The following is an 11,411-nucleotide window of genomic DNA, read 5'->3' as shown; positions in this document are numbered from 1 at the left end:
AGGCGAGCGACGGGGCGACGGTCTTCTGCCGGACGCGGCCGAAATTGCGCCAGTAGGCGGTGTCCTGGATGTCGCCGACGAAGCGGTAGGCGAGGTTGGAGCCGGCGGTCAGCGGCCCGGTGACGTCGAGCTGTCCGCCGCCGCCGCCGAAGCTGCTGCCCCAGGCCTGGGCCTCGCCGCGCCGGGTCAGTTCGGGGGCCTTGCTGACGACGTTCACCAGCCCGCCGGGGTCGAGGATGCCGTAGAGCATCGAGGCCGGCCCCTTCAGGACCTCGACGCGGTCGGCCCCGGCGGTGAAGCTGCGCGGCATCGCCGTCCGCAGGCCGTCGCGCATGGTCGAGCCGTCGCGGTTGTCGCCGAAGCCGCGCTTCATGAAGGCGTCCTGGGTGCCGCCCAGCGTGTTGCCCTGGGTGACGCCGCTGACGTTCGCCAGCGCCTCGTCCAGCGTGCGGGCGGCCTGGTCCTTGAGGACGGGGGCCGCCACCACGCTGACCGCCTGCGGCACGTCGAGCAGCGGCGTGTCGGTTCCGGTGGCGATCGACGTGCGCTTGGGCTGGTAGCCGTCGGTGGCGGCGCCCTTGCCGATCAAGGTGATCGGGGCGAGTTCCAGGACCGGTCCGGTCGTTCCGGGGGTGCTGTCTTCGGCCCGGGCCGTCGCGGCGCTCGTGGAGGCAATGGCTGCGCAAGCAATGCCTGCGATTAGTTTCAAGGACTCCACGCGACGACCTTCCCCGGCTTTGTCGATCCGACGGAAACCGGGGAACGCGGCCCGGCGGCTTGGCGGCGGGTGTGCTCCGGGATTTCCTTCGAATGCGAATAAACCAAATGGGTAGTCGATGCAAATAATTATCAATAGCGTTGTTTGGGCGCCCAGCGGAGTGTTGAGTGTTCGACAAGGGCTTGATTGCGCGGTCAGCCCAGCGTCTCGCGGACCCACGCCACCAGTGCCGGCAGCGGCATGGCGCCGGCGGTGCGGGCGATCTCGCGGCCGTGCCGGACCAGGATCAGGGACGGGATGCTGCGGATGGCGAAGCGGGCGGCGAGGTCCGGCGAGGCCTCGGTGTCGATCTTGGCGAGGCGGATTTGCGGTTCGAGCTGGGCCGCGGCCTGGGCGAAGGCAGGGGCCATCGCGCGGCAGGGGCCGCACCAGTCGGCCCAGAAATCGATCAGCAGGGGCAGATCGCCACGCTCGGCATGGGCGGCGAAGCGGCGGGCGTCGAGCGCCACCGGCTTGCCCTCGAACAGCGCCTTGCCGCAGCGGCCGCATTTGCCGCCGCCGAGCCGGGCGGGAGGCACGCGGTTCAGCGTGTCGCAGTGCGGGCAGGCGACGTGAAGGCTGTCGGCGCCGGATTGGGCGCCTGTGGAAGAACTGGCGGTGGGCGGCATGGCGGGGCTCCTTCCCCTGGCAGCGTGTCCACCGTCGATGTATGGGGGCGGGGCCGCCCGCTCAAGATCCCCTCCGGGCGCGCGCGCCTACTCCTGACGGCCCATCAGGCCTTCCAGCTTTGCGAAATCCACATATTGCGCCGGCCGGTCCTTCAACAGGTCCGGGGACGCCAGGGCATTCTCCCGCGCGCATTCGGCGACGTAGCGGGCCAAGAGGTCGCGCATGACCTCGGCCAAAGGCGTCTGCCGCTGGCGTGCGTAATTCTTGGCGACATCTTTGATTCTGCGGTCAACGCGCAAAGAGATCGTCGCCTTCTTTGGATGAAATGGATCTCCGATCATGACGATCCCCCATCGATCTTGCCAATCTACATGAATTGGCCTCGTCATTTGGATATGCCGGATCGGTGGTGGATACAAGGATCCATGGGAAGGCGGGCGATAAAACTTGGGGATGATAGAATGTGAATTTGTGTGGATAAAATTTCTGCCGGTTTTCTTCTCCACAGAATCTGTGGATAGATGTGTGCGCAAACTCCGAACAGAATCTTCCGCATCCTTCCGGCGGGCGCATCCGGCCTGTGGATGAGTGGGTTTGCCTATTTTTTGGGCGTGTCAGGGGCGCCAGCGGTTCCCCATCCTCCGACCATCCGCAGCCGTCCGGCAGGCGAGAGGTCGGGCAGCACGAGCAGCACGGTCTGCTCGGTCAATTCGCCGATCAGGCGGCGCTTGGCGCGGGCTGCGGCGATCGCGGCGTTCAGGGACTCGAAATCCACAGGCTCCGCCTGAAGCAGGGCGCGCACCCGTTGCCCCTCCTGGCGATAATCCTCGGTCAGCGTGTCATAGCGCGGGCGCAGCGGCTCGAAAATGGCGCGCAGGCGGGCGGCGTCGGCGTCGGACATGCCCGCAGCCACATGCTCGACGAAGCGGTCGGGCATCGGCCGGTAGGGCGGGGGCGCCGGCTTGCGGGTGGTGCCGACCAGCATGGCGGCCAGAAACAGGTTCAGCGCCAGCGACAGCAGCGCCAGCCGGCGCAGGCTCATCCCCTGCCGGAGGCGGGTCAGGAGGGAGGGCTGCGGGCGACCGGGGGCAACGAGGCCGTTCATCGGGACTCTCCGTCGAACAGGGTGACGACCTCGTCGTTCAGCAGGGCCAGCTCCTGGCTGCGCGGCGCTGACGGGAGCGGGCTGGCGAGATGGCCGGCGAACCAGCCCCCGGTCAGCCAGCCAAGCGCCAGCAGGGCGACGCAGAAGCCGGCCACCCTCCGCCGCGGCATCCGGCCGAGCAGCAGCATGACCACGCCCTCCTGCGGCACGGCCCGCGCCGCGGCGCCGACGGCGGACAGCAGGCGGGCGACGCGGGCGTCCTCTACCGGCGCTGCGGGGGCCGCCAGCAGCCGGTCGAAGGCGGCGGCGTCCTCCTGGGCGGCGCGCAGGGCGGGGGAGCGGGCCAGCGCCGCTTCGGCCTCCGCCCGCAACTCCGCCGGCCAGCGCTGCGGCGAGGCGCCGTAATCGTCGAGGTGGCGGAGGAAGTCTTCGTCGGTCATGGCATCCTCCTTCATGCTGGATCGTCGGGGCCGAGCGCCGTCTTCAGCGCGGCCCGGGCGCGGGCCAGCAGCGAGGCGAAGGCGCTTTCGCCCATGGTCAGGATCTCGGCGGCCTGACGCAGGCTGAGCCCCTCCTGGTGGAACAGCACGACGGCGGCGCGCTGGCGGTCGGGCAGGGCCGCCAGCGCCCGGTTGACCCGCTCGGCGGTCTGGCGCTCGGCGATGCGGGTCAGCGCGTCGGGGGTCTGGTCGGGCAGGTCGCCGGCATCCTCCAGCGGCGACCAGCCGGGACGGCGGCCGCGGTCGATGGCGAGGTTCATCACGATGCGGTAGAGCCAGGTGGTGAAGGCGGCGCGCGCCCCGTCCCAGCGCCCGGCATGCTGCCAGACCCGCAGGAAGGCCTCCTGCGCGATCTCGTCGGCGTCGGACGGGTTGCCGGTCATCCGCTGGGCCAGCGCCACCGCGCGGCGCATGTGGCGGGCGGCCAGACGGTCGAAGGCGGCGGCGTCGCCGCCGGCCACGCGGCCCATCAGTTCGTCGTCCGTGTCGCTCGCCTCGACCACCGGGGCTCCGCTCCTGCCGTGGGCGAGAACTATGCCCAAGAGGGTGGTGAGGCGCCAGGGGCGTGATCTCTCCCTCTCCCCCCCGGGGAGAGGGGCGGGGTGAGGGGGATGCACAGGGTGGATTTTCGGGTAAGGGCCGCCGCGCGACCCCCTCACCCTAACCCTCTCCCCGGGGGGAGAGGGGATCTTGCGGGTGCAATGAAGACGTTGATTGTCAAGAGCACCTCCATCCTCGCCCCCCTATTCCGCGGGGGCGGCGATGGCGTGGCGGCGGTTGCGCCGCAGGGCCAGCCGTTCCAGCGTCAGATAGACCACCGGCGTCGTGTAGAGCGTCAGCATCTGGCTGACCAGAAGCCCGCCGATGATGGCGATGCCGAGCGGGCGGCGGATCTCGCCGCCGGTCCCGAAGTCGAAGGCGAGCGGAACCGCACCCAGCAGTGCTGCCATCGTCGTCATCATGATCGGGCGGAAGCGGACCAGCCCAGCCTCGCGGATCGCCTCCAGCGGCGTAAGGCCGCGCTCGCGCTCCGCCTCCAGGGCGAAGTCGATCATCATGATGGCGTTCTTCTTGACGATGCCGATCAGCAGGATGATGCCGATCAGGGCCACGATCGACAGGTCGTAGCCGGTCAGGATCAGCGCGATCAGTGCCCCCAGACCGGCCGACGGCAGGGTCGACAGGATGGTCAGCGGGTGGATCAGGCTTTCGTAGAGGACGCCCAGCACGATGTAGATGGTGATCAGCGCCGCCAGGATCAGCAGCGGCTGGCTGGAGGAGGATTGCTGGAAGGCGCGCGCGTCGCCCTGGAAGCCGGCGCGGATGCTGGCCGGCATGCCGATGTCCTCCGCCGCCCGCTGGATCAGCTCGGTCGCCTGGGACAGCGAGACGCCGGGGGCGAGGTCGAAGGTCAGGTTGGCGACCGGGAAGCCGCTCTGGTGCTGGATGCTGGCGGCCTGGTTGCCGATGACGACGCGCGACACCGCCGACAGCGGAACCATGCCGCTGCGGCCGCTCACATAGATGCGCTTGAGGTCGTCGGGGCCGAGCGCTTCGGACGGCTCGACCTCCAGCACCACCTTGTGCTGGTTCTGCGCCAGATACATGGTCGAGACCTGCCGCTGGCCGAAGGCGTCGTAGAGCGTCGACTCCAAAGCGCTCAAGGACACGCCGAGCCGGGTGGCGGCGTCGCGGTCGACGATGACGTTGGCCTGGATGCCGCCGTTCTGGCGGTCGTTGGCGACGTCGACCAGCTCCGGCAGGGTGCGCATCTTGTCGACCAGCTTGGGCGCCCACTCGTTCAGCGCAGCGATGTCGGAATCCTGCAGGCTGTAGCGGTACTGGCTGCGGCCCTGGAAACCGCCGACGCGGATGTCCTGCACCGGCGTCAGGTAGAGCTGCACCCCCGGCACCCGGCCGGCGCGCTGGCGCAGCCGCTGGGTGACGGTGGCGAGGTCGTCGCGCTCCGCCTTCGGTTTCAGGGCGATGAAGATCTGGCCGGAATAGGTGCCGCCGGGACCGCCGCCGCCGACGGTGCCGCCGACGCTCTCCACCGCCGGGTCTCCGGCCACCGCGTCCTGCAAGGCCCGCTGGCGCGTCACCATGGCGCGGAAGGAGATGTCCGGCGGCGGGTCGCTGAAGCCGATCAGCAGGCCGGTGTCCTGCTGCGGCACGAAGCCCTTCGGCACCTGCCCGTAGAGCCAGACGCTGACGCCGATGATGGCGAAGGTCGCCGCCAGCATGGTGCGGCGGTGGGCCAGCACCCAGTCCAGCCCGCCGGCATAGAGACCGAACAGCCGGTCGCCGGCCCAGGAAAGCGCGCGGGCAAGGCGTCCGGGGGGGCCGCGCTCGGCCTCCGGCTGCAGCAGATGGGCGCACATCATCGGGGTCAGGGTCAGCGACACCACCGCCGAGACGGCGATGGCGACCGACAGCACCACGGCGAACTCGCGGAACAGCCGGCCCTGGATGCCGCCCATGAACAGGATGGGGATGAAGACGGCGATCAGCGACAGGCTGATCGACACCACGGTGAAGGCGACCTGCCGGGCGCCCTTCACCGCCGCCTCGAAGGGCTTGGTGCCCTTTTCGATGTGGCGGACGATGTTCTCGATGACGACGATGGCGTCGTCCACCACGAAGCCGACCGAGATGGTCAGCGCCATCAGTGAGAAATTGTCCAGGCTGTAGCCGACGATCCACATCACGCCGCAGGTGCCGGCCAGCGACAGCGGCACCGAGGCCGCCGGGATCACCGTCGCCCACAGTCGGCGCAGGAACAGCGCCATCACCATCACCACCAGCGCCACCGTGACCGCCAGCGTCTTCTGCACGTCGTCGATGGAGGCGCGGATGGTCGGCGTGCGGTCGGTGCGCACCGACAGGCTGACCCCCGGCGGCATCCAGCCGCGCAGGGTCGGCAGCTCCGCCCGGATGCGGTCGACCGTCTCGACCACGTTGGAGCCCGGCTGTTTCTGGATGTTGATCAGGATGGCGCGGTGGCCGTCCTGCCACGCCGCGGTGCGGCTGTTCTCCGGCGCCTCGATCACGTCGGCGAGGTCGCCGAGCCGGATGGTCGCGCCGTTCTTTTCGGTCACGATCAGCCGGCGGTAGGATTCTGCGCCGAACAGCTGGTCGCTGGCGCCGATGGACCAGGACTCGTGCGTGCCGTCGAAGCTGCCCTTGGCGCCGTTGGCATTCGCCTGGGAGATGACGGTGCGGATCGACTCCAGGCTGACGCCCATGTTGGCGGCGGCGGCGGCGTTGACCCGCACCCGCACCGCCGTCTTCTCCGCCCCGTTGATGGAGACCTGGGCCACCCCCTCGATCTGGCTCAGCCGCTGGCCGATGATGCTGTCGGCGAGGTTGTAGAGGTCCGCCGGGGCCAGCGTGGTCGAGGTCATGGCGAGCGTCATAACCGGCGCGTCGGCCGGGTTGATGCGCCGCATCTTGGGCGGGCTCGGCAGGTCGGCCGGCAGGTCGCCGCCGGCGGCGTTGATGGCGGCCTGCACGTCGCGCGACGCCGCCTCGACATTGCGGTTCAGGTCGAACTGCACGACGACGGTGGTGCTGCCGAGCTTGCTGTTGGAGGTCATCTCCGACACGCCGGCGATGCGGGAGAGCCGGCGTTCCAGCGGCGTGGCGACGGAGGCCGCCATCGTCTCCGGGCTGGCGCCGGGCAGCGACGCGGTGACGATGATGGTGGGGAATTCCACCTGCGGCAGCGGCGCCACCGGCAGGAAGCGGTAGGCCACCGCCCCCAGGATCATCAGCCCGACCATCAGCAGCGACGTGCCGACCGGCCGCCGGATGAACAGGGCGGAAAGCGAGGCGGCCGAAGCCAGGGGATTGAGGTTGAGGGAGGCCATGGCCGGCTACTCCGCCGCCGCCCGGCCGGCGGAGGCGTCGTTGCCCGGCTCGGCCGTTTCCTTCCGCCGCCAGGGCCGCAGCCAGCGGCCGAGCCGGCTGCCGAGACGGTCCATATAGAGATAGACCACCGGCGTGGTGTAGAGCGTCAGCACCTGGCTGAACAGCAGCCCGCCGACGATGGCGATGCCCATCGGCCGGCGCAGCTCCGAGCCGGTGCCGTTCTCCAGCGCCAGCGGCAGGGCGCCGAGCAGGGCCGCCATGGTGGTCATCATGATCGGGCGGAAGCGCAGGAGCGACGCCTCGTAGATCGAGCGTTCCGGCGCCATGCCCTGGTTGCGCTCCGCCTCCAGGGCGAAGTCGATCATCATGATGGCGTTCTTCTTGACGATGCCGATCAGCAGCACGATGCCGACCAGCGCGATCAGCGACAGGTCGTGGCCGGTCGCCATCAGCGCCAGAAGCGCGCCGATGCCGGCGGACGGCAGGGTCGACAGGATGGTGATCGGGTGGATCGTGCTCTCGTACAGCACGCCCAGCACGATATAGACCGCGACCACCGCCGCCAGGATCAGCCAGGGCTGGGTGTCGAGCGAGGCGCGGAATTCGGCCGCCGTGCCGGCGAAGCGGGCGGTGGCGGTGTCGGGCATGCCGATGCTGTCGCGCGCCTGCTGGATCGCCGCCACCGCCGCCCCCAGCGAGACGCCGTGCGCCACGTTGAAGGACAGGGTGACCGACGGGAACTGGCCCTGGTGGGTGATGACCAGGGGGGCGGTCTTGCGCTCCACCGACACGATGGCGTTCAGCGGCACGACGGTGCCGCCGCTGGCCTTCACATAGATCTTCGACAGCGACGACGGGTCCATCTGGAAGGACGGCTCGACCTCCAGGATCACGCGGTACTGGTTGGTCTGGGTGTAGATGGTCGAGACCTGACGCTGGCCGAAGGCGTCGTAGAGCGTGTCGTCGATGGCCTGGGGCAGGACGTGCAGGCGGCTGGCGGCGTCGCGGTCGATGGTGAGATAGACCTGCAGGCCGTCCGGCTGCTGGTCGGTCGCCACGTCGGTCAGTTCCGGACGGGCGCGCAGGGATTCCAGCAGGCGCGGGGTCCAGCTTTCCAGCTCGCGCGGGTCGGCGTCCTGCAACACGTACTGGTATTGCGTGCGGCTGACGCGGCTGTCGATCTGCACGTCCTGCACCGCCTGCATGAACAGCGAGACGCCCTTCAGGTCGCCGGTGGCGGCGCGCAGGCGGGCGATGATCTCCTCCGCCGAGGATCTTCGCTGGTCGCGCGGCTTCAGCGCGATGGTCAGGTTGCCGGTGTTGGTGGTGGCGTTCACCGTGCCGGTGCCGACGAAGCTCGCCACCCCCGCCACGTCGGGGTCGCGCCGCACGATGTCGGCGACCTCGCGCTGGCGCTCCGCCATCGCCTTGACCGAGATCGAGGGGGCGGCGTCGGTCACGCCGATGATGACGCCGGTGTCCTGCTGCGGCAGGAAGCCCTTGGGCACCACGTCGTAGAGATAGAGCGTGGCGGCCAGCGTGGCGATGGTGAAGACCAGGGTCGCCGGCTGGTGGCGCAGCACGAAGCGCAGCGAGGCGGCATAGCCGTTCAGCAGCGCGTCGAAGCCGCGTTCGGTCCAGCGGAACAGGCCGTTGGGCTTGGTCTCGGTCTCCGCTTTCAGCAGGCGGGCGCACATCATCGGCGTCAGCGTCAGCGAGATCACCGCCGACACCAGAACGGCGATGGACAGCGTGATGGCGAACTCGCGGAACAGCCGGCCGACCACGCCGCCCATGAACAGCAGCGGGATGAACACCGCGATCAGCGACAGGGTCAGCGACACGACGGTGAAGCCGATCTGGCGGGCGCCTTTGAGGGCGGCCGGCAACGGCTTCTCGCCCTTCTCGATGTAGCGGACGATGTTCTCGATCATCACGATGGCGTCGTCGACGACGAAGCCGGACGCGATGGTCAGCGCCATCAGCGACAGGTTGTCGAGGCTGAAGCCGCACAGCGCCATGATGCCGAAGGTGCCGATCAGCGACAGCGGCAGCGCCGCCGCCGGGATCACCGTCGCCCACGCCTTGCGCAGGAACAGGAAGATCACCAGCACCACCAGCCCGGCGGTCAGCACCAGCGTCTTCTGCACGTCCACCACCGAGGCGCGGATGGTCTCGGTCCGGTCGGTCAGCACCGCCATATGGATCTGCGGCGGCAGGCTGGCCTGGAGCGACGGCAGCAGCTTGTGGATGCGGTCCACCGTGTCGATGATGTTGGCGCCGGGCTGGCGCAGCACGTTCAGCAGCACCGCGGGCTTGCCGTCATGCCAAGCGGCCAGCCGGGTGTTCTCCACCGAATCGACCACGGTGCCGATGTCGGTCAGCCGCACCGGGCCGCCGTTCTTGTAGGCGACGATGATCGGGCGGTAGGCGGCGGCATTCTCGATCTGGTCGTTGACGCCGATGGACCAGGACTGGCGCGGGCCGTCGAAGCTGCCCTTCGGCGCGTTGACGTTGGCCTGGGTGATGGTGGTCCGCACATCCTCCAGGGTCAGGCCGAGACCGGCGACGGCGGCCGGGTTGACCTGCACGCGGACGGCGGGGCGCAGGCCCCCTTCGATCCCGACATAGCCGACGCCGTCGACCTGGGACAGCTTCTGCGCCAGCAGCGTGTCGGCGGCGTCGCTGACGGTTTCCAGCCGCAGGCTGTCCGAACTCAGCGCCAGCACCATCACCGGCGTGTCGGCCGGGTTGACCTTGTCGTAGACCGGCGGATTCGGCAGGCCCTTGGGCAGCGTGCCCGACGCGGCGCTGATCGCCGACTGCACATCCTGAGAGGCGGCGTCGATGTCGCGGGTCAGGTCGAATTGCAGGGTGATGACCGACAGCCCGAAGGAGCTGGTCGACACCATCGACGAGATGCCGGCGATCTGGCCGAGTTGGCGTTCCAGCGGGGCGGTGACCGAGGAGGCCATCACGTCGGGGGCGGCACCCGGCAGCTGGGTGGTGACGCGCACCGTCGGGAAATCGACCGTCGGCAGCGAGGAGATCGGCAGGGTGCTGTAGCCCAGCAGGCCCAGCAGCACCACCGCCAGCATCAGCAGGCCGGTGGCGACCGGCCGCAGGATGAAGGGGGCGGAGATGTTCATGAGGGCTGCCGTCCCTCACGCGGGGCGCCGGGGCCGGGGCCCGGAGTTGGAGCGCCGCCGTTGTTTTCGCGTTGCTGCTGCCGTTCGCGCCGCCGTTCCTCGCGTGCGGCAGGGTCCTGCTGCTGGTTGGGCGTCCTGCCGGCGGGAGCGGCTTCCGGTGCGGCAGCAGGAGCGGTGCCGGCAGGGGCCGCCCCAACCGGCGCAGCTGACGCGATGGGCTCGACGATGCGGATCTTGGAGCCGGGCTGCAGACGGTACTGGCCGTCCACCACCACCCGCTCGCCGGGGGTCAGCCCCTCGTCGATGATGGCCTTGGTCTCCTCCTGGCGGGCGACCTTGATCGGGCGCTGCTCCACCGTCAGGTCGTCCTTGATGACGTAGGCGTAGGTGCCCTGGGGGCCGCGCTGCACCACGGTCGAGGGCACGGTGGTGGCGCCGCGGCGGACGGTGGAGAGCAGGCGGACATTGACGAACTGGCCCGGCCACAGCTTCTGCGGGTCGTTGGGCATCTCGGCCTTCAGGCGGATGGTGCCGGTGCCGGTGTCGATCAGATTGTCCACCACCGACAGCTTGCCGGTGTCGAGCACGCGGCGGCCTTCGCGGTCCTGCGCCTCCACCTTGACCACGCCTTGCGCCTGGGCGGCGAGCACGGCCTGCAGCTGCTTTTCCGGCAGGGTGAAGAGGACGGCGATGGGCTGGATTTGCGTGATGGTGGCGATGCCGTTCTGGTCGCTGGCCCGCACCACATTGCCCTGGTCGACGTTGCGCAGGCCGATGCGGCCGCTGAGCGGGGCGGTGACGGTGGTGTAGTTCAGCTGGACCTGCACCGCATCGATGGCCGCCTCGTCGGCGCGGATCTGCGCCTCGTACTGGGCGACCAGCGCGCGCTGGGTGTCGACCGTCTGGCGCGAGGCGAATTCCTTCAGGCCCATGTTGCGTTCCAGGTCGCGCCGCGCGTTGGCGAGCTGCGCCTCGTCCTGCGCCTTCTTCGCCTGGGCCTGGGCCAACTGGGCCTGGAGCGGACGGGAATCGATGGTCGCCAGCAGGTCGCCGGCCTTGACCAGCTGCCCTTCCTGAAGCGAGACGCGCTGAAGCTCGCCATCGACGCGGGCGCGCACGGTGACGGTGTTGAAGGCCTGGACCGTGCCGATGCCGTCGAACCAGATCGGCACGTCCTCGCGCGCCACGGTGCCGGCCTGGACCGCCACCACGCTGTTGCGTGGGCCGCCTGGACCGCCGCCTGGACCGCCGCCGGGAGGACCGCCCGGCTGAGTGGCCGCCGGCGGGGACAGCTTCTGCTGAACCGCGTAGCCGACGCCGCCGACCAGTCCGGCAAGAACAACGCCGGTGACCACCGGCTTCCAACGAATCGTCATGACCTGTTCCGACGCTTGTCCCGA

Annotated in this window: 8 protein-coding genes and 1 pseudogene; all 9 read right to left on the bottom strand. The window is 69.7% G+C overall.

Annotated elements, in window-relative coordinates; translation table 11 throughout:
* Positions 1-280 precede the first annotated feature (280 nt).
* Positions 281-484: pseudogene (locus ACWPN3_RS07220) on the bottom strand (TonB-dependent receptor plug domain-containing protein); the annotation flags it as partial.
* A 428-nt stretch (positions 485-912) separates the two neighbouring features.
* Positions 913-1,386: a thioredoxin TrxC gene (gene trxC, locus ACWPN3_RS07215; protein ID WP_492243823.1), complete on the bottom strand. Its 474-nt coding sequence runs from the start codon at positions 1,384-1,386 to the stop codon at positions 913-915.
* Between the two features lie 87 nt (positions 1,387-1,473).
* On the bottom strand, positions 1,474-1,728 hold the full coding sequence (locus tag ACWPN3_RS07210) for a hypothetical protein (protein WP_146208092.1): 255 nt from the start codon (positions 1,726-1,728) through the stop codon (positions 1,474-1,476).
* 257 nt (positions 1,729-1,985) lie between these two features.
* On the bottom strand, positions 1,986-2,492 hold the full coding sequence (locus tag ACWPN3_RS07205; protein ID WP_492243824.1) for a periplasmic heavy metal sensor: 507 nt from the start codon (positions 2,490-2,492) through the stop codon (positions 1,986-1,988).
* Positions 2,489-2,932 carry a hypothetical protein gene (locus tag ACWPN3_RS07200; protein WP_492243825.1) on the bottom strand — a complete coding sequence of 148 codons (444 nt, stop codon included), beginning with the start codon at positions 2,930-2,932 and terminating at the stop codon, positions 2,489-2,491. Before ACWPN3_RS07200 ends, ACWPN3_RS07205 begins: the two co-directional genes overlap by 4 nt.
* 11 nt (positions 2,933-2,943) lie before the next feature.
* Complete coding sequence (locus ACWPN3_RS07195; protein ID WP_109451360.1) at positions 2,944-3,495, bottom strand: RNA polymerase sigma factor; 552 nt, start codon at positions 3,493-3,495, stop codon at positions 2,944-2,946.
* A 240-nt stretch (positions 3,496-3,735) separates the two neighbouring features.
* Positions 3,736-6,861 carry an efflux RND transporter permease subunit gene (locus ACWPN3_RS07190; RefSeq protein WP_492261198.1) on the bottom strand — a complete coding sequence of 1,042 codons (3,126 nt, stop codon included), beginning with the start codon at positions 6,859-6,861 and terminating at the stop codon, positions 3,736-3,738.
* 6 nt (positions 6,862-6,867) lie between these two features.
* Complete coding sequence (locus tag ACWPN3_RS07185) at positions 6,868-10,011, bottom strand: multidrug efflux RND transporter permease subunit (RefSeq protein ID WP_492243827.1); 3,144 nt, start codon at positions 10,009-10,011, stop codon at positions 6,868-6,870.
* Positions 10,008-11,387: an efflux RND transporter periplasmic adaptor subunit gene (locus ACWPN3_RS07180; RefSeq protein ID WP_492243828.1), complete on the bottom strand. Its 1,380-nt coding sequence runs from the start codon at positions 11,385-11,387 to the stop codon at positions 10,008-10,010. Before ACWPN3_RS07180 ends, ACWPN3_RS07185 begins: the two co-directional genes overlap by 4 nt.
* Positions 11,388-11,411: the final 24 nt, after the last annotated feature.

The organism is Azospirillum sp. UENF 111221, from assembly GCF_058780625.1.
Note: the sequence above shows the minus strand (reverse complement) of the source record. Positions and strands in the feature narration are given on the sequence as shown.

Bases quoted from the DNA above. Each gene is read 5' to 3' on its own strand.
- trxC (WP_492243823.1), bottom strand. From the start codon at position 1,386: ATGCCGCCCACCGCCAGTTCTTCCACAGGCGCCCAATCCGGCGCCGAC.
- ACWPN3_RS07210 (WP_146208092.1), bottom strand. From the start codon at position 1,728: ATGATCGGAGATCCATTTCATCCAAAGAAGGCGACGATCTCTTTGCGC.
- ACWPN3_RS07205 (WP_492243824.1), bottom strand. From the start codon at position 2,492: ATGAACGGCCTCGTTGCCCCCGGTCGCCCGCAGCCCTCCCTCCTGACC.
- ACWPN3_RS07200 (WP_492243825.1), bottom strand. From the start codon at position 2,932: ATGACCGACGAAGACTTCCTCCGCCACCTCGACGATTACGGCGCCTCG.
- ACWPN3_RS07190 (WP_492261198.1), bottom strand. From the start codon at position 6,861: ATGGCCTCCCTCAACCTCAATCCCCTGGCTTCGGCCGCCTCGCTTTCC.
- ACWPN3_RS07185 (WP_492243827.1), bottom strand. From the start codon at position 10,011: ATGAACATCTCCGCCCCCTTCATCCTGCGGCCGGTCGCCACCGGCCTG.
- ACWPN3_RS07180 (WP_492243828.1), bottom strand. From the start codon at position 11,387: ATGACGATTCGTTGGAAGCCGGTGGTCACCGGCGTTGTTCTTGCCGGA.